Below are 23458 nucleotides of genomic sequence, written 5' to 3' on the forward strand. Positions count from 1 at the left end.
TATCGAGATCGAGGTTCAGAACGTTTCAGCCGGGCAGCGCGCGGATCACAAGATCAGGCCGGGGCCAGGAACCCGACGGGCCCCGACGCGAGGCAGACCGAGAGCGCGGTAGTGGTGGCTCGCGCCACGATGGCATCCCCGGCCCCGGGCAGCCGGGCATACACGCGGTTCAGGCCCGGATGCACGGGCACCTTGACCTCGTGGCCCTCGGACAATGCCAGCACCATCGAACCATCGGAATTGGCGAGGTAATTGAGTTCAACGGTCCACTCCGCCGGAAGCAGCGGCCCGTCCAGAAGCAGGCGGGCCGGCTGGTCGGGCTGGACGAAGTAGCCGCATTGCGGCACCGGGCCGGGCGCTATCGTCCGCACCCAGGTCACCCGAGCGTCGACCAGCCGGCCTTTGCTGTCGATAACTCGTAATTGTGTTGTCGCGGAGGCGAATTCAGGGCGCTCGCGGATCAGGGCGAACATGTGACTGGCCAGGTTCTCCGGCCAAGCCACCCGCTGGAGTACCAGCGGGTCGACTTCCTGGTCCAGCAGCGGCACCGCCCTGTTTGTATCCGCCAGGCCGGCCTGGGCGTTTTTCAGATAGGGCTCCGCCGGGTTGTCCCGCCACGAGGTGAGGAACGTGGCCGTCGAATATCCGCTGCTGATCAAAAACAACAGCGCCGCAACGCATGTCAGCACGGTACGCAGCCGGGATGCGTCGAGCCGGCGGGCCGATTCCCGGTTTGGCGCGGTGAACGCGACCGCCGCCAGCAGTGCCAGCACCACCACCAGATCAGGGAAATACCGAAGCGTCTGGGCGAGTTCGAGGGCGGTGAACCGCGACGAGCGCATCAGATAGATGGGCACCTGGCAGGCGACGGCGTAGCCCGCCGCGGTCAGCCATACCAGCCCGATCCGCTGCTTGCGTACCAGCGAAACAGCAAGCGCTGCAGCCAGAACCAGCCATCCGAGCACCATTACCGAGACCGGCGGCGTGGCCCACGGCGAGGCCGGCGCCCATCGCGCCCAGTCCCATGGGCCGCCGGCCAGCCCCGGGACTATCCCGTGTGTGATCGAACGGCGCAACAGCGCCCACGTCATCGCCAGATCCGAGCTCCATCGCCGCTGGTTCACCACCGACAGGTACAGCGCTACCCAGCACAGCGTGATCGCCAGCGACGCCACCCACAGCCGCGCACCCGCCCGCCAGGCCGTGCGCAGCGGATTGGCTTCACCTTGCACGTGCTGAAGCAGGCCCACCACCGCGAACGCGACGAACGGGATCACCGCCGCCTTCTCGAAGAACAGCAGGCCGCCGAGATAGGCCAGCACACCGGTGACTGCGTAGCGCTGGTTGCCGGTGCGGATCAGCAGCACCGCATCGGCGCACACCCAGGCCATCGCAGTCAGCATCGGCAGTGAGTTCAGCGCGGCCGCCCACCACGCGAATCCCGGCACCCCCAGCGGAGTGAACAGCGCGAACGTCAAGGGGATCAGCAGCACCGGCCGCCACCCCAGGATCACGTACAGCGTCCGTAGCAACGCCAGGGATGCCAACAGCTGCAGCACCACCAGGCTGACCGCCGGCCACGTCCACACCAGCGGCGCCAGCCGGATGATGGCCCCGGCCAGCAGGAAGGCGCCGGGCATCACGTGCCCGTCGTGGTCGTCGAACAGATAGGACGGTGACAACAACCCCTGTGTCCCGGCCCGGCCGACGAGAATCAGATCGTCCCAATAGAAATAGCCACCGAACGCCAGTACCGCCCGGATCCCGAGCTGCGCCACGAGCAGCGCGGCTGCCGCCAGCGCCAGTCGGTATGGTGGGCCGGTGCGCGCACTGGTCACCGGGGCAGCCGGTTTCATCGGGTCGACGCTAGTCGACCGTCTTCTGGCCGACGGCCACACGGTCGTGAGCCTGGACAACTTCGCGACCGGCCGCGCGACCAACCTGGAACACCTGGCCGGCAACACCGGGCACGTCTTCGTCGAGGCCGACATCGTGTCCGCCGACCTGGAGTCGATCTTCGACGAGCACAAGCCCGAGGTGGTCTTTCACCTGGCTGCTCAGATCGATGTGCGGCACTCGGTGGCGGACCCGCAGTTCGACGCTTCGGTGAACGTGATCGGCACCGTGCGAGTCGCCGAAGCGGCCCGGCGCACCGGTGTCCGCAAGGTGGTGCACACCTCGTCCGGGGGTTCCATCTACGGTGTTCCGCCGCAGTACCCGACACCGGAGACGGTGCCGACCGACCCCGCTTCGCCCTATGCCGCGGGCAAAGTGGCCGGTGAGATCTATCTCAACACCTTCCGGCATCTGTACGGGCTGGACTGCTCACACATCGCGCCGGCCAACGTCTACGGTCCGCGCCAAGACCCGCACGGCGAGGCCGGTGTGGTCGCGATCTTCGCGCAGGCGCTGCTGGAAGGTAAGCCCACCAAGGTTTTCGGGGACGGCTCCAACACCCGGGACTACGTGTTCGTCGACGATGTGGTGGACGCCTTCGTGCGGGCATCCGGTGATGCGGGTGGCGGTCAGCGGTTCAACGTCGGCACCGGGCTCGAAACCTCGGACCGCCAGCTGCATTCGGCGGTGGCCGCCGCGGTCGGCGGTCCGGACGACCCGGAGTTCCACCCGCCCCGGCTGGGCGACCTGCGCCGGTCCTGCCTCGACATCGGTCTGGCGGCAGAGGTTTTGGGCTGGAGACCGCAGGTCGGTCTCGATGAGGGTGTACGCCGGACCGTGGATTTCTTCCGAAGCCAGCGGGCCTAGTAGCTATGGCGAGCAGACGCAAAAGCACCCGCACGCACGGCGTGTCGGGTGCTTTTGCGACTGCTCGCGCAAACCGCTAGCGCGGCTCGGGGACCTGCGCGCTCTCCAAGGCGATGGCCCGAGCCAGCCGCGCATAGCGCAACTCCAGGTCCTTGAACCGCATATAAGTACTCAACGTGGTGAAACTGAACGCCATGATCAGGGCGTACAACATCAAATCCGTGCCGCGGTTGACCCCGAACCAGTGCGCCACCACCGTCGTGTCATCTGGCCGCAACACCGCGTAGATGCCCAGCAGCACGAACAGCACGTAACCGACCTTGACCCACGCCCGCGCCCGCGCGCTGCGGCGCGATCGCAGCAAGAAGATCAGCAACGCGATGATCGAGCCGATCAGCAGCACCTTGATCCAGTTCATTTCTTCGTCCTTGTCAACGCCGAATCCTCCCGCGCAGGAACCCGTCGAAGATGATGTTGACGCCGTTCAGTAGCGGCTGACCCTTCGATTTGGAGTACTCGGTATAGAGCACCTCGACCGGCTCTTCGGCTACCCGCCACTGGTTTTCGGCGATCATCATGACAATCTCGGTGGCGTGGCTCATGCCGCTCATGGTGATGTTCAACCCGTCGGCGACGGTCTTGTTGAATACCCGCAGACCGTTGTTGGTGTCGGTCAGGCCCAGCCGCCGGCCGCGCCGGCTGAGGCGCGCAGCAGTCTGCAGGACCACCCGTTTGAGGAACGGGGGCCGGCTGCCGACCGGCCGGCCGAATCGGGTGCCGATCACGATGTCGACGTCACCGACCAGAAGCCGGTCCACCATCGCGGACAGGTCCTTCACGCGGTGCTGGCCGTCGGCGTCGAAGGTGGCGAAGACCTTGGCGCCGGGCTGGCTGCGGGCGTACTCGATGCCGGTCTGGATGGCCGCGCCCTGGCCCAGGTTGATCGGATGGCGCACCAGGTGGGCTCCGGCCAACCGGGCGATCTCGCCGCTGCCGTCGGAGCTGCCGTCGTCCACGCAGACAACGTTGTCGAAGACCGAGCGCAGCTCGGAGATCACCTCGCCGATAACGGGGCCTTCGTTGAAGTTGGGGACGACGATCCAGACGTCGCGCGTATCAGAACCCATTGCAAGCCACAAAGTACACGTCGGACCGGGTGATCAGCCGTCGGCGCGTCCGCCACGCCCCAGGGCGAGGAGATGGACGCCGATTCCCACCAGCGGACCGCAGAACAGGGCCACCACGGTGCGGGTCTCCAGCGCCAGCGGCAGCATCAGCAGCAACCCGGCGGCCACGGTGGCGGCAACCCACCCGAGCGAATACGCGCGGTGCAGCGCGGCCGCGACCGCCGCCGAACCGGTGAGTGTGAGCAGGGCGATGGCCACCGCTGCGGCCGTCAGCCAGGCCAACAGCGCGCTGCTGGCCTGGTAGTCCGATCCGAACGCGGACCGCAGTAGCCACGGCCCCACCAGCCCGGCCAGCAGCACACCCAGCCCGCCGATCCCCGCGACCAGCAGCCCGGGGGATACCAGCGCGCGCAAGCGGTGGCTGCGTTCGTCAACGAAGTGGGCGATCAGATTGCCCTGCATCGCAAATAGCGGCACCAGCAGCGGCGCCCGGGTGAGCGTCACGGCCAGGATGATCACGCCACCCTCCGCGCCCAGGTCGGCCGACGTCAGCTTCAGCAGCACCGGGAAACCCATCACCAGGATCGCGCTGGCGCCCGACGCCGTGATGGAGTGGGCGGCGCCGCGCAGGAACGTCGGAGTGTTGCCGGGGGTTTGCACACGCGCCGCGGCGCGCGCCTTCGGCGAGCCGACCAGCATGATCAGCCACGCCACCGAGCCGGCAACCGTTGCCCACAGGTAGCCGACCAGCCCCCAGCCGACCACGAACGTGACCGCGGCGACCGTCACGCGCATCACCGCGTCGGTCACCATCAGCGTTCCGTACTGCCCCCATCGATCGAGCCCGGCCAGCATGCCCAGCAGGGTCGAATGCAGACAGATGCCGGCCAATCCCACGCTGAGCAGCGCGATCGACTCCCCGCGCGCCTCGACGAACACGCGCCCGGCCCACAATGGTGAACTGCCCGCGATGAGGGCGGCCGAGATCAGACCGACCATCCCGGCCACACGCAGCGGACGGATCCGCGATTCGTCCGGGGCGTCCAGGTACTGCATGGCGCGGACTTCCCGGGTGGTTTCCTGCAGTAAGCCGTTGGCGGCCCCACCGACCAGACCGAACGCACCCCAAAACACCCCGAAAATGGAGAAGCCGCTCGGGGACAGGTTGCGCGCGGCCAGATAGACCACCGCGTAGCCGCACAACGCGGTCAGCGCCGTCGCTATCCCGACCCTGACGACGCTGCTGCGCGCGACCGGGCCGACCGACGCCCCCGCGGCTGCCGGTGTCGCCGCGCCGTCCGTCACCGTGGCGACACTACGGTTCAGTGTCCTTCGGTCTTGAACCGCTCCACCGAACGCTGCACCTCGGCCTCGGCTTCTGCGCGGCCTACCCAGTCGGCGGCCTTGACGTACTTGCCCGGTTCGAGGTCCTTGTAGTGCACGAAGAAGTGCTTGATGGCTTCCAGTTCGTACTCCGGCACGTCGCCGATGTCCTGGATGTGGTCCCAGCGATTGTCACCGGCCGGAACGCACAGCACCTTGTCGTCGCCGCCCGCCTCGTCGACCATCCGGAACATGCCGACCGGGCGCACCTCCACCAGGACGCCGGGGAACAACGGCTGCGGCAGCAGCACCAGCGCGTCCAGCGGGTCACCGTCCTCACCGAGGGTGTCCTCGATGAAGCCGTAGTCGGTGGGGTAGGCCATCGGGGTGTAGAGGTAGCGGTCCAGGCGCACCCGGCCGGTCTCGTGGTCGACCTCGTACTTGTTGCGCTGGCCCTTTGGGATTTCGATGGTCACGTCGAATTGCACGGCTACACACTAATCCAGCGGGTGCCGCGGGGATGCTTTGCGGCCGGTTCGGCAGAATGGGACGCGACGACAGGAGTTCGACGATCTCTATGGGCCCCAAAAGCTGGCGCAAGTCCACCCACGTGCTGATCGGGCTGGTGGTACTTGTGTTCGTCGCTGCCGTCGTGGCGGCGGCGGTGCTGTTCACCACGGGCGGTCACGGCACCAGCGGCGCGCGCTCGCCGGTGCCGCCGCCGCGGCCCCCCACGGTCAAGGCGGCGGTGTCACCGGTCGCCGACAACGCCGACACACCCAGCGCCGGCGGTGTGGCCGCGGCCCTGGCCGCCGCCGCGGCCGATCCCAACCTGGGCAGGCTGGGCGGGCGGGTCACCGATGCCCTGACCGGCAAGGAACTGTGGCGCGTGCTCGATGATCAGCCGATGATCCCGGCGTCGACCAACAAGGTCCTCACCGCCGCCGCGGCCCTGCTCACGCTGGACCGGCAGGCCAGGATCAGCACCCGGGTGGTGGCGTCCGCGCAGAACGCGCAGGGCCCGGTCGTGCTGGTGGGCGCCGGCGACCCGACATTGTCGGCGGCGCCTCCCGGAGTGGAGACCTGGTATCACGGGGCGGCGCGGATCAGCGATCTCGTCGAACAGGTGCACCGCAGCGGCGTGACGCCGACATCGGTGCAGGTGGACATCTCCGCGTTCAGCGGTCCGACGATGGCGCCGGGCTGGGACCCCGCAGACGTCGACAACGGTGACGTCGCGCCGATCGAGGCGGCGATGATCGATGCGGGCCGCATCCAGCCCACCACCGTGAACTCGCGGCGATCCCGGACCCCGGCGCTGGACGCCGGACGGGAATTGGCCATCGGGCTCGGCCTGGATCCGGGTGCGGTGACGATCGGCTCGGCCCCCTCCGGTGCCCGGCAGTTGGCCGTCGTCCAGTCGCCGCCGCTGATTCAGCGGCTGTCCCAGATGATGAACGCCTCCGACAATGTGATGGCCGAGTGCATCGGTCGCGAGGTGGCGGCCGCGATCAACCGGCCGCGCAGTTTCACCGGCGCGGTCGACGCAGTGACCAGTCGGCTCAACACCGCACACGTCGACACCAGCGGGACCGCGCTGGTCGACTCCAGCGGGCTGTCGGTGAACAACCGGCTGACCGCCCGCACGCTGGACGGCACGGTGCAGGCCGCCGCGGGACCGGACCAGTCGTCGCTGCGCGCCCTGCTGGATCTGCTGCCCATTGCCGGCGGCAGCGGCACGCTCGGGGAACGGTTCCTGGACCGGTCCACCGACCAGGGGCCGGCGGGCTGGTTACGCGCCAAGACCGGCTCGCTCACCGCGGTGAACTCGCTGGTCGGGCTGCTCACGGACGCCAGCGGCCGCGTGCTGACGTTCGCGTTCGTGTCCAACGACGCCGGCCCGAACGGCCGCAACGCACTGGACGCGCTGGCCACCCGACTGTGGTTCTGCGGGTGCGCGACGTGACCCAACCCCCGTCCTCGTCCTCGGGGTCCTCCGGACTCACCATGGGCAACGCCGTTGACTGGGGGTTTGCGGCCACCGTGGGCGAGAAACTGGCCCGCGGCGGGCCGGTGACCTCCGACTACACCCGCCGCCAGGTGATGGCGCAGTTACTGACGGCGGCCGAACAGGCCGAGCCACCCGTTCGCGACGTCACCGGCCTGATCACCGAGGGCCCGGTGCCGCCGGCCCGCGTCGTCGACCGTCCCGAATGGATCCGGGCGGCAGCTCAATCGATGCGCGCCATGACCAACGGCAGCGAGAAGCCACGCGGCCTGATCACCGGGCGGCTCACCGGGGCGCAGACCGGCGCGGTGCTGGCGTTCGTGTCCTCCGGCATCCTCGGGCAGTACGACCCGTTCAATTCCCTCAACGGCCACCAGGACCAGCGCACCGGAACGCTGCTCCTGGTGTATCCGAACGTCATCGCCGTCGAGCGTCAGCTCAAGGTCGACCCGTCCGACTTCCGGTTGTGGGTGTGTCTGCACGAGGTCACCCACCGAGTGCAGTTCACCGCCAATCCGTGGATCGCGGACTACATGTCGAGCTCACTGGGCCTGCTGACCCAGGAGCCCGCCGACGACATCCGTGAGGTGGCCGGCCGGCTCGCCGAATACGTGCGGACCCGCGGCAACGGTTCGGACGACACCAATGCCACCGGGATCCTGGGCTTGATGCGCGCGGTGCAGTCCGAGCCGCAGCGCAAAGCCCTCGATCAGTTGCTGGTCCTGGGCACACTGCTCGAGGGTCATGCCGAGCACGTGATGGACGCGGTGGGCCCGATGGTGGTCCCCTCGGTCGCCACCATCCGCCGCAGGTTCGACGAACGCCGCCAGCGCAAGCAACCGCCGCTGGCGCGACTGGTGCGTGCGTTGTTGGGTGTCGAGGCGAAGCTCAGCCAGTACACCCGCGGCAAGGTGTTCGTCGACCAGGTGGTGGAGCGCGTCGGCATGAAGCGTTTCAACACCGTGTGGACGAGCCCCGAAACGTTGCCGTTGCCCGCCGAGATCGACGAGCCCCAACGATGGATCGACAGGGTGCTGTAGCCCAACTGCGCAGGGCCGTAACAGAATTCGCGCAGACACGGTTGGCCGGTACGGACGCACGCTGGTGCGTGGGATTGTCCGGCGGCCCGGATTCGTTGGCGCTCACCGCGGTTGCCGCAAAGCTGCGGCCCACCATCGCGCTGATCGTGGACCACGGGATGCAGCCCGCTTCGGCTGAGATCGCGGAAACGGCACGTGCGCAAGCTATTTCATTGGGATGCGAGCAGGCGCGGGTGCTTCGCGTCGAGGTCGGCGGTGATGGCGGCCCGGAAGCCGCGGCGCGTGCCGCCCGCTACGCCGCGCTGGACCACCATCGCGACGGCCCGGTGCTGCTGGCCCACACACTCGACGACCAGGCCGAAACGGTGCTGCTGGGTCTGGGCCGGGGCTCGGGCGCCCGGTCCATCGCCGGCATGCGTCCCTACGATCCACCCTGGTGTCGCCCGCTGCTCGGGGTGCGCCGGCAGGTGACCCACACCGCGTGCGTCGAGCTCGGCCTCGACCCGTGGTGGGATCCGCACAACCGGGACCCCCGCTTCACCCGGGCCCGGCTGCGCAACGAGGTGCTTCCGCTGCTGGAAGAGGTCCTGGGCGGCGGCGTGGCCGAGGCGCTGGCGCGCACCGCGACCGCCTTGCGCGAGGACACCGATTTGATCGACGCCGTCGCCGCCGCTGCGCTGCCCGAGGTCACAACGGGAGACGGGCTCGACACCGCCGCCCTGTCCGGATTGTCCGCACCGGTGCGACGGCGGGTGATCCGGGCGTGGCTGCTGGGGGGTGGCGCGATCAACCTCACCGACAAGCAGATCCGCGGGGTGGACACGCTGGTGACCGCATGGCGGGGTCAGGGTGGGGTGGCCGTCGGCTCGACGCTGCGCGGTCGGCGCCTGGTGGCGGGTCGCCGCAACGGCCTACTTACGTTGCGGCAGGAGGCAATTTGACGGCTGCGTTGGTTCCTCACAGCAAGTCATGGCACGCTGTGCACGTGGCGGCCGAGCTGTATCCGGGGGACATCAAGTCGGTGCTGCTCACCCAGGAGCAGATTCAGGCCCGCATCGCCGAGCTCGCCGCACAGATCGGCGAGGACTACCGTGACCTGGCGGCAACCACCGGCCAGGACCTGCTGTTGATCACCGTCCTCAAGGGCGCGGTGCTATTCGTCACGGACCTGGCCCGCGCCATCCCGCTGCCAACTCAGTTCGAGTTCATGGCGGTGAGCTCCTACGGTTCCTCGACGTCCTCGTCGGGCGTGGTGCGAATCCTCAAGGACCTCGACCGCGACATCCACGACCGCGACGTGCTGATCGTCGAGGACGTGGTCGACTCCGGCCTGACGCTGTCCTGGCTGCTGCGCAACCTCACCAGCCGCCATCCGCGCTCGCTGCGAGTGTGCACGCTGCTGCGCAAGCCGGAAGCGGTGGGCGCCAACGTCGACATCACCTACGTGGGCTTTGACATCCCGAATGACTTCGTCGTCGGCTACGGCCTGGACTACGACGAGCGTTACCGCGACCTGTCCTACATCGGGACGTTGGACCCGCGGGTTTACCAATAGCGGTCAGCTCAGTTCCCAGACCGCGGTCACCGAGAAGTTCACCGTCTGTTGGCCCGGCTCGAGCGGCGCCATTGAGGCGCGGGGGGCGGGTTGCGGACCGGCAGTGGGTGGGGTGCCCGCGGCCTCGGAAATGGACAACACCTTGCCCAGCCTGAGTCCGGACAGTTGGGCGTACTGCTGGGCACGCGTCTTGGCGTCTTCGAAGGCGCGGGCACGCGCGTCCTTGACCAGTTGCGAGTCGTCGGCGATCGAGTAGTTCACCGAGCGGATCCGGGTCGCGTTGCCGCCGGTGCTCACGACGAGGTCCAGCAGCTTCGAGGCGGCGTCGGTTGGGTGGATTCGGACCTCGATCGTGTTGTCGGCGCGGTAGCCGGCGACCGCGGCGGTTTCGGTGGGCACCGGCGCGGTGTATTGCGGCTGCAGGGCGACTTGCGTGGTCCGAATGTCTTGCCGGTCCAGGCCGGCGCCGAGCAGCGCGTTGATCACCGCTTGTTGCCGGTCGTTCGTCTGGTTCATCGCCGCGGTCGCATCGGCGGCGATGAATTCGATACCGACGACCGCGGTCAGGGTGTCCGGGACGCCCTGGACTTGACCGGATCCGAGCACGGTCACCTGACGTGGACCGGCGGGTGGAGCGTTGGCCGGGGTCGGTGCGTCGCATGCCGACGCGGTGACCAGTGCCAGGCCGGCGGCCACCGCGATGAAAACTTTGCGGGTGCGGTTTGCAATCGGCATGGCTCGGACCTTAGTCTCTTTGGCCGGGGGATCGTGATCCCGGCCGTTCACCGTCCCGTTATGTGGCCGTTTACCCCGCAATATCTGGCGAGCAAAGGTGTGAGAGCGCAATTGGCGCCTAGGGCGGCCGTCGTCCGAGCCGCCTGCGATCACAGGATGCAGCATTCAGGGCGGCGCGAGTGAAGCGTCGCGTGTGAAGTATAAGCGTGACCGGGTACGCATCGACGCAACCCGTCGGCGTGTGTCCGGGCGACCCCCGCGCCCTCCCGTCAAGCGACGTAATCCCGTTGTGCAGCAGCGTCTTTGGAAAGTAACGCAGGTCACATAACGGTGACGGTGTGGCCTGTCCCGCGCCATGGCCCCGGCTGGGCCGGCCAATCAGCAGAATTCATATAGCTTGTCGATCATATTTGATTCAGATAAGACTCATAGAAAGAATTCAAATGCCCGTCCGTAGGGCCCCAGCAAATGAACAATTGCTAACTCGACAGTGAACAGGTTTGCCGAAGCCTGTGTTGCGCGCGTGTGGCTGCCTAACCTGACGGAGGATGCGCGTCAGTGACGTACCAGTTGCTGGAAGTCACTGATGCAAGTGCTCTAAGGGAGGAACACAAATGTCACTCGTCATCGCCCGGCCCGAAATCGTGGCGGGCGTCGCCGGGGAACTGCAGTCCATCAACGCAATGGCGCGGGCAGGGGACGAACTTGCGGCAGCACCGACAACCGGGGTGGTTCCGGCCGCCGCCGACGTGGTCTCGCAGCTGACCGCCGCCCAGTTCGCAGCGCACGCACGGCTATATCAGGTGATCAGCGAGCAGGCAGCAGCCGTACAGGAGCAGTTGGCCACGACACTCGCCGTCACCGCAGGTTCTTACGCGGACACCGAGGCCGCCAACGCCGCCAGCATCGGCTAGGCGGGAAAGTAGTAGCAGTGGATTTCGCATTACTTCCCCCGGAGGTCAACTCCACGTTGATGTACTCCGGGCCGGGTGCCGGATCGATGCTGGCCGCGGCCGCCGGATGGCAATCGCTGGCCGCTGAACTCCGCGCGACAGCAGGGTCCTACCGGTCGCTGTTGTCCGGCCTGACCGCCGGACCATGGATCGGGCCGGCCGCGGCGGCGATGTCGGCCGCGGTCGCACCCCATTTGACCTGGTTGGACAGCACCTCTCTGCTGGCCGAACAGGCCGGGGCCCAGGCCTCGGCCGCGGCCGCCGCCTACGAGGCGGCGTTCTCCGGGACGGTGCCGCCGGTTGAGGTCGCGGCCAACCGGGCGCTGCTCGCGCAGTTGGTGGCGACCAACATCTTCGGCCAGAACACCCCGGCGATAGCCGTGGTCGAGGCCGACTACGCGGAAATGTGGGCGCAGGACGCCGGCGTGATGTATGGCTACGCCGGCTCGTCGGCGGAGGCGGCTGCGCTGACACCGTTCACCCCGCCGACTCCCGCGACGACGCCAACGGCGTTGGCGGGACAGGCCGCCGCGGTCGGCCAGGCGGTCAGCAGCAGCGCGGCCGCCGATGTGCCGCAACTGCAGCAGTTGATTTCGAATCTGCCCACCACCCTGGGCAACATGTCCGCGCTTAACCCCGCCGCTACGGCGTTGGGTCTGCCGATCGAATTCACCAGCGATTCGATCTCCTTCGACGGGCCGCTCGGGGACGTGCTGGAGGCGCTGACCGGATCGTCGACGTTGAACGCCGGCAGCGGCATCGATGCGTTCATCCGTCTGATTTCGCCCACCCGACTGTTCGCAACCACCTTCAGGGACATCACCGGCCTGGGTCAGACTTTCTTCCCGGCAGCTAAACAGGCCGCGGAAGGTGCGGCCAAAGCGCTCGAGGCGTTGCCGCAGAACTTCAACTTCTCGGGACTCGGGGCCGGAGGTTTGGCTGGCATCGGTAAGGCCGCGCAGATCGGTGGATTGTCGGTGCCGAATGCTTGGGCGTCCGCGACTCCCGGGATCGGGCGCATGGCAACGCTGCCGCTTGCTACGCCCGGCGCGATGGCTGAGGCCGCGGCGCCCAGCCAGCACTTGCTGGGCGGCATGCCGCTTACCGGCGGGCTCGGACGCGGCCTCGGTGCGGCCAACGCGCCGCGCTACGGCTTCCATCCCACGGTGATGACGCGGCCACCGTTCGCGGGGTAAGAGTGACGAGGGTGGCGGCGGCTACGGCGTCACCAGGATCTTGCAGTGCCGGTCCGGATCGGCCAGATCGTCAAAGGCCGCCGCCACCTGGTTTAGGCCGACCTCGCCGGTGATCAACGGACCGACGTCGATGTCGCCCTCGGCGATCGCGCGCAACGCGTCCCCGAACTCCTCGGGTGTGTAGGCGTTGACGAACTGCATATTGATCTCCTTGGCGGTGCCGAAGAACGGGTGAATCGCATCCGGCTCCATGCATACCCCCGCGACGACCAGCCGGGTTCCGTTGCGGGCACGCCGCATTACGTCGTCGATGATGCCGGGAACGCCGACCGCCTCGAACACCACGCGAGCTTTCACGGTGTCAAACGGCGAATTCTGAGCCGGGTCCACAGTTTGATGTGCGCCCATCCTCGCCGCCAGCTCCCGCCGCTTCGGTGAGAAGTCCGATGCCACAATGGTTTCCACGCCCCGCGCCTTCAGTGCGGCGATGATGGCGATTCCGATGGGTCCGCAGCCGATCACCAATGCGGTCTCGTCGACCCGGATTTCCGACTTGTTGACCGCGTGCAACCCCACCGCCATGGGTTCGGCCAGGGCGGCGTGTTTGACATTCATCCCGTCCGGGATGGGCAGCAGCAGCGGTGCGGAGAGCAGCATCCGCTCGGCATAGCCACCGAGCGCGGTGTTGCTGAAGACGATCGGCTGAACACCCTTGTCCGAGAGCAGGACTGGCAAAGAGGTGACCAGAGTCCCAGGCGGATGGGTCTCGGTGTCGGGCCCGGCCTCGAGCACCTCGGCGCTGAACTCATGACCCATGAAGATGTCTCGCTCCAAGTCGAGATCCATGCCGCCGCGACCGCGGGCCAACTCGTTGCTCAGCGCCACCACCTTTGCGCCGTGGGCGGCGAAATGCAGGTCGGAGCCACAGATTCCGCACGCACGGACCGCAACGAGCACCTGTCCCGGGCCCGGCACGGGTTCCGGCACGTCGTCGCGGTAGACCATCCGCCCGCCACGTAGCACCGACGCGCGCATCAGTTTTCGGTGCCGTCGTGCTCGGCGACGTGCTGGGTGATGGCCTGCACCACGGCCTGACCCGCGCGTCCGATCAGCTCCTCGCGCTTGTCCTTGGCCCACTCGTGGGACGCGCGGGGCGCTTCGAGTTGACCTTTGAAGTAGGGAATCACTTTGCGGGCGAACAAATCATAGGAGTGGAAGGTCGCCTGCGGCGAGGCCCAGTCGTGGCCCAGCAGCAGCAACGTGCCGAAGCCGCCCGAGCGCTCCAGCAGATCCTCAATGTGCGCGATCGCGTCCTCCGGCGTGCCGATGCAACAATTCCCCTTGGCCGCATAGTCTTCGACGAACTCCCGGGGTGACTGCGCGCCTTCAACCGAGTTGGCCAGCGGTACGAATCCGGCGGCGCCGAAGTACTTGGCAAAGTCCATCAACCCGTACGTGCAGTCCTCGATCGCCTGGTCGCGGGTGTCGGCGATGTGCATGATGCTCAACACCCGCCAGTCGGTGCGGTCGGGTTCGGCCCGTCCCGCTTTGGCGGCCTGTTCGCGCACCACCTCCCAGGTGTTCTCCAGCGCGGCGTAGCCGCCGGGCACCGACATCGACAGCGACAGCAGCGAGGTGCCCAACGCCCCGGCCAGGCGGGGTCCCGACGGAGAAATCATTGCGGCCGTGGATATCTCGGGGTATGGCCAGGTGTAGGGACGAATGTGCAACTGTGCGTCGCGCAGGGTGAACCACTCGGTGTGGCGGTCGATGCGTTCTTCGGGTGCGGCACGGAACAGCGCCAGGATCGCCTCGAGGGATTCCTGCATCATGCGTCGCTGATCGACGGGATCGATACCCATCATGTAGGCGTCCGACGGCAGCGCCCCGGGGCCCGTGCCGAACATCACGCGCCCCCGGGTGAGGTGGTCCAGCAGCACCCAGCGGTCCGCCACCATCAGCGGGTGGTGATAGGGCAGCGAGACCACGCCGGTGCCCAGTCGGATGTGTTTGGTCCGCTCCGCGGCGGCCGCGATGAAAACCTCCGGGCAGGCGATCAATTCGTAACCGCCGGAGTGGTGTTCGCCGAACCATGCTTCGTCGTAGCCCAACCGGTCCAGCGCGACGACACGTTCCATGTCGTATTCCAGTGCCACCGTGGGGGACTGGCCGGTCGGGTGAAACGGCGTGATGAAGACGCCAAATCGCATTGGTGTACTCACCATTCCACTCCTTTGAGGAATTCCAACAACGCAGCGTTCACTTCGTCGGGCCGCTCCTGCTGCAACCAGTGGCCGGCGCCGTCGATCATCAGCTCGCGATAGGGGCCGCTGACCACCTCCGCGGCCCGGTCTTTGCGGGTGAAGCTCAACACGGGATCGGCAGTGCCGCCGATGAACAGGCACGGCACCTCGATCGTGGCACCGTCCAGGTGCGCGGTGGTCTCCCAATTGCGGTCCATGTTGCGGTACCAGTTCAGCCCGCCGGTGAATCCGGTACGGCTGAATTCCGTGACGTAGTGGTCGAGTTCGTCCCGACTGATCCAGTCGGGGAGTCCGTCGGGCTCGGGCAGGCGGTCGATGAATCCCTCGGACCCGGGTGCGAACATGCGCAGCGCCGCGTCCTGGTCACCGGATAGCTGCAGGCTCCCCATCATCCGGCGCATCGTGCGGCCAGGATCTCCGTCGAGTTCGGCGTCGGCGACACCGGGCTCCTGGAAATACAGGATGTAGAAGAAGTTGTCGCCGAACGTGCGCTTCAGGGCCACCGTGACGGGCCGTTTCGCGCGGGGTACCGGCGGGACGCTCAGTGCAGCCACCGCACCCACGCGATCGGGGTGTAGCAGTGGCGCGTTCCACACCACCATGGCGCCCCAGTCGTGGCCGATCCACGCGGCGCGCTCGGCGCCGACGTCGTCGAGCAAGCCGGTGATGTCGGCGGTCAGGTGGTGGATGTCGTAAGCCGCGAGTTCCTCCGGCCGCGACGAGCCGCCGTAACCGCGCTGATCCGGTGCCAACACGTGATAACCGGCGTCGGCCAACACCGGGATCTGGTGCCGCCAGGAGTAGGCCAGCTCTGGAAACCCGTGGCACAGCACCACCACGGGCGCCCCGCGGTCGCCGGCCTCGATCACCCGCAACCGCACCCCGTTGGTGTCAACTAACCGTTCGGTAGAGGAGCCCATCGTCACACCAAATCACAACAGCAGCGGGCTGAGAAGCTTGGCCGGTGGATATCGGCGGGGCTGCCGCGGATGATGGTGAGCCATGCGACTGGACCATGTGGTGCTGTGGACAAAAGACGTGCGGACATCGATGGACTTCTATACCCGGGTGGTGGGCCTGGCGCCGGTGCGCTTCGAGGAGTTCGAGTCCGGCACGGCGCCGTTCCCGAGCGTGCGGGTGAGCGAGGACTCGATCATCGATCTGATGGCGGCCGAAGGCGCGCCGGTCACCGAATCGATGACGAAGGTAGGGGGAAGCGCGGGCCATCGCGTCAACCACGTCTGCATCTCAATGTCGAAGTCGGAGTACGACGAATTGGATCGGCGCCTGCAGGCGGCCGGGATAGACACCAGCGCGCGGCTCGACAATTCCTTCGGTGCGCAGGGCTGGGCGCCGCAGGGTTACTACTTTCCCGATCCGGACGGCAATGTCATCGAGGCGCGCTATTACGAGTGATCCCGGCGGCGAAGGTGAACCGGCGCATGCTTGGCGGGGGTTTCGGGAACCCCCGATCGTTGTCCCGTTGGAGCCCGGCGATCGTCATGGGCGGTAACCTGGACATTTCCACGTGTGCGTATTGGGAAGGACCTGGCCGACTCGGCCGTGAGTGATGAACCGTAAAAACGTGATCCGCACGATGACGGCGGTCGCCGTATTGGTATTGCTCGGCTGGTCGTTCTTTTACTTCAGCGACGACACCCGCGGGTACAAGCCGGTCGACACCTCGGTGGCGATGGCCCAGATCAACAGCGACAACGTCAAGTCCGCGCAGATCGACGACCGCGAACAGCAGCTGCGGCTGACCCTGAAGAAGGGCAACAACGACACCGAGAACTCCGACAAGGTCATCACCAAATACCCGACGGGCTACGGCGTCGACCTGTTCAACGCGCTGAATGCCAAGAACGCCAAGGTCGCCACCGTCGTCAATGAAGGCAGCATCGTCGGCGAACTGCTGGTGTATGTGCTGCCACTGTTGTTGCTGGTGGGTCTGTTCGTGATGTTCTCCCGCATGCAGGGCGGCGCCCGGATGGGCTTCGGCTTCGGCAAGTCCCGAGCCAAACAGCTGTCCAAGGACATGCCCAAGACCACCTTCGCCGACGTCGCGGGCGTCGACGAGGCGGTCGAGGAGCTCTACGAGATCAAGGACTTCCTGCAGAACCCCTCCAGGTACCAGGCGCTCGGCGCCAAGATCCCCAAGGGCGTGCTGCTCTACGGCCCGCCGGGTACCGGCAAGACCCTGCTGGCCCGCGCCGCCGCGGGCGAAGCCGGGGTGCCGTTCTTCACCATCTCCGGCTCGGACTTCGTCGAGATGTTCGTCGGTGTCGGCGCCTCGCGCGTCCGTGACCTTTTCGAACAGGCAAAACAAAACAGTCCCTGCATCATCTTCGTCGACGAGATCGACGCGGTGGGGCGCCAGCGCGGCGCCGGGCTCGGCGGCGGCCACGACGAGCGCGAACAGACGCTGAACCAGCTGCTGGTCGAAATGGACGGTTTCGGCGATCGCGCCGGGGTCATCCTGATCGCGGCCACCAACCGGCCGGACATCCTGGACCCGGCGCTGCTGCGGCCCGGCCGGTTCGACCGGCAGATCCCGGTCTCGAATCCCGACCTGGCGGGTCGGCGGGCGGTCCTGCGGGTGCACTCCAAGGGCAAGCCGATCGCCGATGACGCCGACCTCGACGGGCTGGCCAAGCGAACCGTCGGCATGACCGGCGCGGACCTGGCCAACGTGGTGAACGAGGCGGCGCTGCTGACCGCCCGGGAGAACGGCACGGTGATCACCGGCCCAGCGCTCGAGGAAGCCGTCGATCGGGTCATCGGCGGCCCGCGGCGCAAGGGCCGCATCATCAGCGAGCAGGAGAAGAAGATCACCGCCTATCACGAGGGCGGACACACCCTGGCGGCGTGGGCGATGCCCGACATCGACCCGGTGTACAAGGTGACGATCCTGGCCCGGGGGCGCACCGGCGGGCACGCGGTTGCCGTCCCAGAGGAAGACAAGGGCCTGCGCACCCGCTCGGAGATGATCGCCCAGCTGGTGTTCGCGATGGGCGGCCGCGCGGCCGAAGAGCTGGTGTTCCGCGAGCCCACCACGGGCGCGGTGTCCGACATCGAGCAGGCGACCAAGGTGGCTCGGGCCATGGTCACCGAATACGGCATGAGCGCGCGGCTGGGCGCGGTGAAGTACGGCACCGAACACGGTGATCCGTTCCTGGGCCGCACCATGGGCAACCAGGCCGACTACTCGCACGAGGTCGCCCGCGAAATCGACGAGGAGATCCGCAAGCTCATCGAGGCCGCGCACACCGAGGCCTGGGAAATCCTCACCGAGTACCGGGACGTGCTGGACACCCTGGCCGGTGAGCTGCTGGAGAAGGAGACGCTGCACCGCCCCGAGCTGGAAGCGATCTTCGGTGACGTCGAAAAGCGGCCGAGGTTGACCATCTTCGACGACTTCGGCGGCCGGATCCCGTCCGACAAACCGCCGATCAAGACCCCCGGGGAGCTGGCCATCGAGCGGGGTGAGCCGTGGCCGCAGCCGGTGCCGGAGCCGGCCTTCAAGGCCGCCATCGCGCGGGCCAGTAAGGCCGCCGAGGAGGCCAAGGGCGAGTCGCAGGGCAACGGTGACAGCGCCTCCCGGGGCGCCAACGGATCGCACGGACCCACTCAGCCCGACTACGGCGCCCCGGCCGACTGGCACGCGCCGGGCTGGCCGCCGCGACCGTCGAACCAAGCGCCGAGCTATCCCGCACCGGATACCGAGGACCAAGAAACCGACGAGCCGTCCGATCAGCGCGGCGGGAGGTTTGGATGACGCAACTGGATGCCAGGGGTACCCGGGTGCACGTGTTCGACCAGCAACGCGCTGAGGCGGCCGTCCGTGAGCTGCTGATCGCGCTCGGGGAAGACCCGGACCGGGAGGGGCTGCGGGAGACGCCGGCCAGGGTGGCCCGCGCCTACAAGGAGGTTTTCGCCGGGCTCTACACCGATCCGGCCTCGGTGTTGAACACCATGTTCGACGAAGACCACAACGAATTGGTGATCGTCAAAGAGATCCCGCTGTACTCCACCTGCGAACACCATCTGGTGTCGTTCCACGGGGTGGCCCACGTGGGCTACATCCCCGGCGCGGACGGTCGAGTCACCGGTTTGTCGAAAATCGCTCGCCTGGTTGACCTTTTCGCCAAGCGCCCGCAGGTGCAGGAGCGCCTGACCAGCCAGATCGCTGACGCCCTGGTGCAGCGGCTGAATCCGCTGGGGGTCATCGTGGTGATAGAAGCCGAGCATCTGTGCATGGCGATGCGCGGCGTCCGCAAACCGGGCGCTGTTACGACGACCTCGGCGGTGCGCGGTCAGTTCAAGACCGACGCCGCCTCCCGAGCCGAAGCGCTCGATCTCATTCTGCGTAAGTGAGTTTGGCGCCCGTGCAGGTTATGGGGGTGCTCAACGTCACGGACGACTCATTCTCTGACGGCGGCCGCTACCTTGACGCCGACGACGCCGTCCAGCACGGGCTGGCATTGGCCGCCGAAGGCGCCGACATCGTCGACGTCGGCGGGGAATCGACGCGGCCCGGCGCTGCCCGAGTGGCACCCGATGTCGAAGCGGCGCGCGTCGTTCCGGTCATCAAAGCCCTTGCGGCGCATCACATCACCGTCAGCATCGATACCATGCACGCGCAGGTCGCGCGCGCGGCGCTGGAGAACGGCGCCCAGCTGGTGAATGACGTGTCGGGTGGCCGCGCTGACCCGGCGATGGCGCCGCTGCTCGCCGAGGCGCGCGTGCCGTGGGTGCTGATGCACTGGCGTCCGGTGTCGGTCGACAACCCGCACCGGGTACCGCATTACCGGGATGTGGTCGCCGACGTTCGCGCCGACCTGCTCGCCAGCGTGGAGGACGCGGTGGCCGCGGGAGTCGACAGCGACAAGTTGCTGATCGACCCCGGACTGGGATTCGCCAAGACCGGCCAACACAATTGGGCATTGCTGCGCGCCCTGCCGGAGCTGGTGGCCACCGGCTTCCCGGTGTTGATCGGGGCCTCGCGCAAACGATTCCTGGGCACGTTGCTGGCCGGCGCGGACGGTACGCCGCGCGCGGCCGACGGACGGGAAACCGCGACCGCGGTGATTTCGGCTTTGGCGGCGCTGCACGGCGCCTGGGGTGTTCGGGTGCACGACGTGCGCGCTTCGGTCGACGCCCGCAAGGTCGTGGCGGCATGGCAGGGCGGGGAAGGGGACGGGCGCGATGGCTGATCGAATCGAATTGCGGGGCTTGACAATCCGTGGCCGGCACGGGGTGTTCGAACATGAGCGGCGGGACGGTCAGGACTTCGTCGTCGACATCACGGTGTGGATGGACCTCGCGGCCGCGGCCGCCAGCGACGACCTGGCCGACACTTACAACTACGCGGATCTGGCCCAGCTGGCCGTCGACATCGTCGGCGGAACACCGCGGAACCTGATCGAAACCGTCGGGGCCAACATCGCCGACGAGGTGATCAAGGACGAGCGCCTGCACGCCGTCGAGGTGACCGTGCACAAGCCGCAGGCGCCCATCCCGCACGGGTTCGACGACGTGGCGGTGGTGACCCGCCGGTCCCGGCGTGGCGGTCGGGGTTCGGTGATCCCGGCGAGCGGGGCGGTATGACGCGCGTGGTGCTGTCCATCGGCTCCAACCTCGGCGACCGGATGGCCCGGCTGCAGTCGGTGGCCGACGGCCTGGGCGACACGGTGACGGCGGTGTCGCGGGTGTATGAGACCGACCCGTGGGGCGGGGTCGAACAGGGTCCGTTCCTCAACGCCGTGCTGATCGCCGAGGATCCGGCGCGCGACGCTCACGCCTGGCTGCGCCGGGCGCAGGAGCTGGAACGCGCCGCGGGCCGCGTCCGGGCGGTGCGCTGGGGGCCGCGCAGCCTGGATGTCGACCTGATCGCCTGCTACGACGCGCACCACGAGATCACGCTGGATGAGCCCGATCTGACGTTGCCGCATCCGCGCGCGCAGGTGCGGGCATTCGTCTTGGTGCCGTGGCTGGACGCCGACCCGGCCGCTCACCTGAGCAGGCCGGTGCGGGAGCTGCTGGCCGAACTCGACCCCGACGAACGCGCCGGAGTACGCCCGACGACGTGGACGCTGGACACCTGATGGGCCCCACCCGCAAACGTGACCTGACCGCGGTCGTCTTCGGTGCCGCCGTGCTGGGCTACCTGCTGATCACCGTGCTGTACCGGTATTTCCCGCCGATCACGGTGTGGAGTGGGGTGTCGCTGCTGCTGGTCGCCGTGGCCGAGGGGCTGTGGGCCCGCAACGTGCGGGCCAAGATCAACGAGGGCGAAATCGGTGACGCTCCCGGCTGGCTGCATCCGCTGGCGGTGGCGCGCAGCCTGATGGTCGCCAAGGCGTCGGCCTGGGTGGGTGCGGTGATGCTGGGGTGGTGGTTGGGCGTGCTGGTGTATTTCCTGCCGCGGCGGTCCTGGATGCGTGCGGCCGCGGAGGACACCGGCGGGGCGGTGGTGGCTGCCGTCAGCGCTCTGGCCTTGTTGGTGGCCGCGCTGTGGCTGCAGCATTGCTGCAAGTCGCCGCCCCAGGAACCGGGCGAGCAGGGCGAAGGAGCGGAGACCTAGCCGGTGCTGAACTCGGCGCGAGAATCGCCGCGCAGGCGCGACACGCCAACTGACCTCGCCCGGTACAGTCAGGGGCCATGACCGTTCTGTCCCGCGGCGCCCGGGTCCGGCGCGGCGGCCGCAGGCCGGGTTGGGTGCTCTTGACGACGTTGCTGGTCCTGGCAATCGGGGCCAGTTCCGCGTTGGTTTTCACCGATCGGGTGGAACTCCTCAAGCTCGCTGTGATCCTGGCGCTGTGGGCCGCCGTCGCCGGCGCCTTCGTGTCGGTGCTGTACCGCCGCCAGGCCGAGGCGGATCAGGCGCGGGCGCGCGATATGAAGCTGGTTTACGACCTGCAGCTGGATCGAGAGATCTCGGCCCGCCGCGAATACGAGCTGACCGTCGAGTCGCAGCTGCGCCGCGAGCTGGCCGCCGAACTGCGCGCCCAGGCCGCCGACGAGATCGCCGCGCTGCGCGCGGAATTGTCCGCGCTGCGAACCAACCTCGAGATCCTGTTCGACACCGACCTGGAACAGCGCCCAGCGCTCGAGACGCTGGGCGGGGACGCCGCACGGGCGCTGACGGACCGGGGTCGCAACGGCGCGCAGAACGGCGAGGCCCCGCCCGCCGACTGGGTGCCCAGCGATCGGGTCACGGCGGTCCGCCGCGACGAGGATCCGCTCACCCGGACCGACGAGGTTGCGATCATCGACGTCCCGGAAGAACCGCTGTTGCCGCCGCGGCAGCCGGCCCCCGTCCAGGAGTACGTTCCTCCCGCGCAGCCCGAACCGCGTCATCGGCCCGCGCCGCCGCCGCCGACACCGCCCCCGCCGCCGCAGCAGCCGCAGTTTGAGCCCCAATTCCAGCCACAGCCGCAGTTCCAGCCGCAACCGCCGCCCGCCCCCGAGCCGCAGCCCGAGCCGCGGCCGACCGAGTGGCAGCCGGTCACCGCTGCCGGGCAGTGGTTGCCGCCGGGAACGGCCGGCAGCCACTGGCAGCCCGAACCGCCCCAACCGTCCAGCCAGACCCAGGGTCGCAGGAGGCGTTACCGGGATGCCGAGCCCGACAACACCGGCGAGAGAGGCGAGAGCTCAGGCGACTTCGCGGCCCCGTACGGCGGCGGTCGCCGCTCCCGCTCGCGGCACTCGGCGGAGTACCGCGAGTACGGCGTGAGCAGCCTCGCCCGCGGCACCGAATCCGTACCGGACGAGCCCCCGCCGCCGCCCCGGCTGCCCCAGCCGCCGGTGCCCGCGCCCCGGCACCGCAGTGCCGAAGAGCTGAACCAGCAAGCCGACGACAACGAACCGCCCAGCGGCGGCCAGACCGTCGCCGACCTGCTGGCTCGGCTGCAGGTCCAGCCCAGCGGAGGCGGCCGCCGTCGCCGCCGGGACGAGTGAACTGGGTTCTCTGCCGCCTCATCGACTACAGTCATAGTGACCGTCCGGTACCCGAGAATCGGGACTGGAACGAAACGTAGAAATTTGTGAGGTCGTCTGCGATGGGGCAGTTCGACGGTTTGCGCCCGGCCAGGCTCAAGGTGGGGATCGTCTCCGCCGGTCGGGTGGGCACCGCGTTGGGAGTCGCGCTGGAGCGCGCCGACCACGTCGTCGTGGCATGCAGTGCCATCTCCCACGCGTCCCTGCAGTGGGCGCAGCGCCGCCTGCCGGACACCCCGGTACTGCCGCCGCCGGACGTGGCCGTGGGCGCGGAACTGCTGCTGCTGGCGGTACCCGACAGCGAACTGGCCGGCCTGGTGGCTGGGTTGGCCGCCACCTCCGCGGTGCGACCGGGCACGATCGTGGTCCACACCTCCGGCGCCAACGGCGTCTCCGTACTGGCTCCGCTGACCGAACAGGGCTGCATGCCGCTGGCGATCCATCCCGCCATGACGTTCACCGGCGCTGACGAGGACATCGCGCGGCTGCCCGA

The 23458-nt window shown here is 68.1% G+C and carries 25 protein-coding genes; 16 read left to right on the plus strand and 9 right to left on the minus strand.

Going from position 1 to position 23458, the window contains the following annotated elements; genetic code table 11:
* Window positions 1-53 precede the first annotated feature (53 nt).
* Window positions 54-1856 (minus strand): hypothetical protein, encoded by a 1803-nt coding sequence (locus A9X01_RS02660; protein WP_065119161.1) that lies wholly within the window; start codon window positions 1854-1856, stop codon window positions 54-56.
* Here A9X01_RS02660 and A9X01_RS02665 point away from each other — a divergent pair.
* The gene (locus A9X01_RS02665; protein ID WP_065119182.1) at window positions 1822-2763 is read left to right on the plus strand and encodes an NAD-dependent epimerase/dehydratase family protein; all 942 of its coding nucleotides are present in this window, start codon (window positions 1822-1824) and stop codon (window positions 2761-2763) included. The genes A9X01_RS02660 and A9X01_RS02665 overlap by 35 nt on opposite strands.
* Window positions 2764-2839: 76 nt before the next feature.
* Here A9X01_RS02665 and A9X01_RS02670 read toward each other — a convergent pair whose 3' ends face one another.
* The 4 genes from A9X01_RS02670 to A9X01_RS02685 are packed head-to-tail and all read right to left on the minus strand — an operon-like array spanning window position 2840 to window position 5701.
* Complete coding sequence (locus A9X01_RS02670; RefSeq protein ID WP_036363044.1) at window positions 2840-3181, minus strand: DUF2304 domain-containing protein; 342 nt, start codon at window positions 3179-3181, stop codon at window positions 2840-2842.
* Window positions 3182-3194: 13 nt separating this feature from the next.
* Window positions 3195-3890: a polyprenyl-phospho-N-acetylgalactosaminyl synthase PpgS gene (gene ppgS, locus A9X01_RS02675; protein WP_065119162.1), complete on the minus strand. Its 696-nt coding sequence runs from the start codon at window positions 3888-3890 to the stop codon at window positions 3195-3197.
* 33 nt (window positions 3891-3923) lie between these two features.
* Window positions 3924-5216, minus strand: coding sequence for a hypothetical protein (locus tag A9X01_RS02680; RefSeq protein WP_155771889.1), 1293 nt, complete (start codon window positions 5214-5216; stop codon window positions 3924-3926).
* Window positions 5213-5701: an inorganic diphosphatase gene (locus A9X01_RS02685; protein WP_065035937.1), complete on the minus strand. Its 489-nt coding sequence runs from the start codon at window positions 5699-5701 to the stop codon at window positions 5213-5215. Before A9X01_RS02685 ends, A9X01_RS02680 begins: the two co-directional genes overlap by 4 nt.
* Before the next feature lie 89 nt (window positions 5702-5790).
* Between A9X01_RS02685 and dacB the strand changes: the two genes are divergently transcribed.
* From dacB to hpt, 4 genes are read left to right on the plus strand one after another with little or no spacing between them, the layout of a single operon-like run.
* Window positions 5791-7179: a D-alanyl-D-alanine carboxypeptidase/D-alanyl-D-alanine endopeptidase gene (gene dacB / locus A9X01_RS02690; RefSeq protein ID WP_155771890.1), complete on the plus strand. Its 1389-nt coding sequence runs from the start codon at window positions 5791-5793 to the stop codon at window positions 7177-7179.
* A 41-nt stretch (window positions 7180-7220) separates the two neighbouring features.
* Window positions 7221-8261, plus strand: coding sequence for a zinc-dependent metalloprotease (locus A9X01_RS02695; protein WP_065119184.1), 1041 nt, complete (start codon window positions 7221-7223; stop codon window positions 8259-8261).
* Entirely contained in the window at window positions 8240-9202 is a 963-nt protein-coding gene (gene tilS / locus A9X01_RS02700; protein ID WP_065119164.1) for a tRNA lysidine(34) synthetase TilS, read from the plus strand. Before A9X01_RS02695 ends, tilS begins: the two co-directional genes overlap by 22 nt.
* On the plus strand, window positions 9199-9816 hold the full coding sequence (gene hpt, locus A9X01_RS02705; protein WP_081282178.1) for a hypoxanthine phosphoribosyltransferase: 618 nt from the start codon (window positions 9199-9201) through the stop codon (window positions 9814-9816). Before tilS ends, hpt begins: the two co-directional genes overlap by 4 nt.
* 3 nt (window positions 9817-9819) lie before the next feature.
* Here the strand turns inward: hpt and A9X01_RS02710 are convergent, their stop codons facing one another.
* Complete coding sequence (locus A9X01_RS02710; RefSeq protein ID WP_065119185.1) at window positions 9820-10551, minus strand: SIMPL domain-containing protein; 732 nt, start codon at window positions 10549-10551, stop codon at window positions 9820-9822.
* 614 nt (window positions 10552-11165) lie between these two features.
* On the opposite strand from A9X01_RS02710, the gene A9X01_RS02715 reads away from it, so the two are divergent.
* Both A9X01_RS02715 and A9X01_RS02720 read left to right on the plus strand, forming a co-directional pair.
* Window positions 11166-11465 (plus strand): PE family protein, encoded by a 300-nt coding sequence (locus A9X01_RS02715; protein WP_065119166.1) that lies wholly within the window; start codon window positions 11166-11168, stop codon window positions 11463-11465.
* Window positions 11466-11482: 17 nt separating this feature from the next.
* Complete coding sequence (locus A9X01_RS02720) at window positions 11483-12700, plus strand: PPE family protein (RefSeq protein ID WP_081282179.1); 1218 nt, start codon at window positions 11483-11485, stop codon at window positions 12698-12700.
* A gap of 21 nt (window positions 12701-12721) precedes the next feature.
* Here A9X01_RS02720 and A9X01_RS02725 read toward each other — a convergent pair whose 3' ends face one another.
* From A9X01_RS02725 to A9X01_RS02735, 3 genes are read right to left on the minus strand one after another with little or no spacing between them, the layout of a single operon-like run.
* A complete protein-coding gene (locus A9X01_RS02725) occupies window positions 12722-13735 on the minus strand; it encodes a zinc-binding dehydrogenase (RefSeq protein WP_065119167.1) in 1014 nt (337 codons plus the stop codon).
* On the minus strand, window positions 13735-14922 hold the full coding sequence (locus A9X01_RS02730; RefSeq protein ID WP_155771891.1) for an LLM class flavin-dependent oxidoreductase: 1188 nt from the start codon (window positions 14920-14922) through the stop codon (window positions 13735-13737). The genes A9X01_RS02725 and A9X01_RS02730 overlap by 1 nt, the downstream gene beginning before the upstream one ends.
* On the minus strand, window positions 14919-15884 hold the full coding sequence (locus tag A9X01_RS02735; RefSeq protein ID WP_065119169.1) for an alpha/beta fold hydrolase: 966 nt from the start codon (window positions 15882-15884) through the stop codon (window positions 14919-14921). The genes A9X01_RS02730 and A9X01_RS02735 overlap by 4 nt, the downstream gene beginning before the upstream one ends.
* Before the next feature lie 82 nt (window positions 15885-15966).
* Here A9X01_RS02735 and A9X01_RS02740 point away from each other — a divergent pair, with 82 nt between their 5' ends.
* The 9 genes from A9X01_RS02740 to A9X01_RS02780 form a co-directional block, all read left to right on the plus strand.
* Entirely contained in the window at window positions 15967-16380 is a 414-nt protein-coding gene (locus A9X01_RS02740; protein ID WP_065119170.1) for a VOC family protein, read from the plus strand.
* Window positions 16381-16534: 154 nt separating this feature from the next.
* Window positions 16535-18742 (plus strand): ATP-dependent zinc metalloprotease FtsH, encoded by a 2208-nt coding sequence (gene ftsH / locus A9X01_RS02745; RefSeq protein WP_065119171.1) that lies wholly within the window; start codon window positions 16535-16537, stop codon window positions 18740-18742.
* Window positions 18739-19341, plus strand: a complete 603-nt coding sequence (folE, locus tag A9X01_RS02750; RefSeq protein ID WP_065119172.1) for a GTP cyclohydrolase I FolE — start codon at window positions 18739-18741, stop codon at window positions 19339-19341. The genes ftsH and folE overlap by 4 nt, the downstream gene beginning before the upstream one ends.
* Window positions 19338-20180, plus strand: a complete 843-nt coding sequence (gene folP / locus A9X01_RS02755; protein ID WP_155771892.1) for a dihydropteroate synthase — start codon at window positions 19338-19340, stop codon at window positions 20178-20180. Before folE ends, folP begins: the two co-directional genes overlap by 4 nt.
* Window positions 20173-20574, plus strand: coding sequence for a dihydroneopterin aldolase (gene folB / locus A9X01_RS02760; protein WP_065119174.1), 402 nt, complete (start codon window positions 20173-20175; stop codon window positions 20572-20574). The genes folP and folB overlap by 8 nt, the downstream gene beginning before the upstream one ends.
* A complete protein-coding gene (gene folK / locus A9X01_RS02765) occupies window positions 20571-21071 on the plus strand; it encodes a 2-amino-4-hydroxy-6-hydroxymethyldihydropteridine diphosphokinase (protein ID WP_065119175.1) in 501 nt (166 codons plus the stop codon). The genes folB and folK overlap by 4 nt, the downstream gene beginning before the upstream one ends.
* Entirely contained in the window at window positions 21071-21550 is a 480-nt protein-coding gene (locus A9X01_RS02770; RefSeq protein WP_065119176.1) for a DUF3180 domain-containing protein, read from the plus strand. Before folK ends, A9X01_RS02770 begins: the two co-directional genes overlap by 1 nt.
* 77 nt (window positions 21551-21627) lie before the next feature.
* The gene (locus A9X01_RS02775; RefSeq protein ID WP_065119177.1) at window positions 21628-22926 is read left to right on the plus strand and encodes a DUF6779 domain-containing protein; all 1299 of its coding nucleotides are present in this window, start codon (window positions 21628-21630) and stop codon (window positions 22924-22926) included.
* A 101-nt stretch (window positions 22927-23027) separates the two neighbouring features.
* A partial coding sequence (locus A9X01_RS02780; RefSeq protein WP_172832432.1) for an NAD(P)-binding domain-containing protein occupies window positions 23028-23458 on the plus strand: 431 nt, incomplete at its 3' end.

Source organism: Mycobacterium asiaticum (genome assembly GCF_001668675.1).
GTDB lineage: Bacteria > Actinomycetota > Actinomycetes > Mycobacteriales > Mycobacteriaceae > Mycobacterium > Mycobacterium asiaticum_D.

What these genes read in the sequence shown, in the direction of transcription:
- ppgS (WP_065119162.1), bottom strand. Translation starts at nt 3,890, where the DNA reads ATGGGTTCTGATACGCGCGACGTCTGGATCGTCGTCCCCAACTTCAAC.
- ftsH (WP_065119171.1), top strand. Translation starts at nt 16,535, where the DNA reads ATGAACCGTAAAAACGTGATCCGCACGATGACGGCGGTCGCCGTATTG.
- tilS (WP_065119164.1), top strand. Translation starts at nt 8,240, where the DNA reads ATGGATCGACAGGGTGCTGTAGCCCAACTGCGCAGGGCCGTAACAGAA.
- A9X01_RS02710 (WP_065119185.1), bottom strand. Translation starts at nt 10,551, where the DNA reads ATGCCGATTGCAAACCGCACCCGCAAAGTTTTCATCGCGGTGGCCGCC.
- folB (WP_065119174.1), top strand. Translation starts at nt 20,173, where the DNA reads ATGGCTGATCGAATCGAATTGCGGGGCTTGACAATCCGTGGCCGGCAC.
- A9X01_RS02740 (WP_065119170.1), top strand. Translation starts at nt 15,967, where the DNA reads ATGCGACTGGACCATGTGGTGCTGTGGACAAAAGACGTGCGGACATCG.
- A9X01_RS02715 (WP_065119166.1), top strand. Translation starts at nt 11,166, where the DNA reads ATGTCACTCGTCATCGCCCGGCCCGAAATCGTGGCGGGCGTCGCCGGG.
- A9X01_RS02775 (WP_065119177.1), top strand. Translation starts at nt 21,628, where the DNA reads ATGACCGTTCTGTCCCGCGGCGCCCGGGTCCGGCGCGGCGGCCGCAGG.
- A9X01_RS02695 (WP_065119184.1), top strand. Translation starts at nt 7,221, where the DNA reads ATGGGCAACGCCGTTGACTGGGGGTTTGCGGCCACCGTGGGCGAGAAA.
- A9X01_RS02725 (WP_065119167.1), bottom strand. Translation starts at nt 13,735, where the DNA reads ATGCGCGCGTCGGTGCTACGTGGCGGGCGGATGGTCTACCGCGACGAC.
- dacB (WP_155771890.1), top strand. Translation starts at nt 5,791, where the DNA reads ATGGGCCCCAAAAGCTGGCGCAAGTCCACCCACGTGCTGATCGGGCTG.
- A9X01_RS02735 (WP_065119169.1), bottom strand. Translation starts at nt 15,884, where the DNA reads ATGGGCTCCTCTACCGAACGGTTAGTTGACACCAACGGGGTGCGGTTG.
- folK (WP_065119175.1), top strand. Translation starts at nt 20,571, where the DNA reads ATGACGCGCGTGGTGCTGTCCATCGGCTCCAACCTCGGCGACCGGATG.
- A9X01_RS02670 (WP_036363044.1), bottom strand. Translation starts at nt 3,181, where the DNA reads ATGAACTGGATCAAGGTGCTGCTGATCGGCTCGATCATCGCGTTGCTG.
- folE (WP_065119172.1), top strand. Translation starts at nt 18,739, where the DNA reads ATGACGCAACTGGATGCCAGGGGTACCCGGGTGCACGTGTTCGACCAG.
- A9X01_RS02770 (WP_065119176.1), top strand. Translation starts at nt 21,071, where the DNA reads ATGGGCCCCACCCGCAAACGTGACCTGACCGCGGTCGTCTTCGGTGCC.
- A9X01_RS02660 (WP_065119161.1), bottom strand. Translation starts at nt 1,856, where the DNA reads ATGAAACCGGCTGCCCCGGTGACCAGTGCGCGCACCGGCCCACCATAC.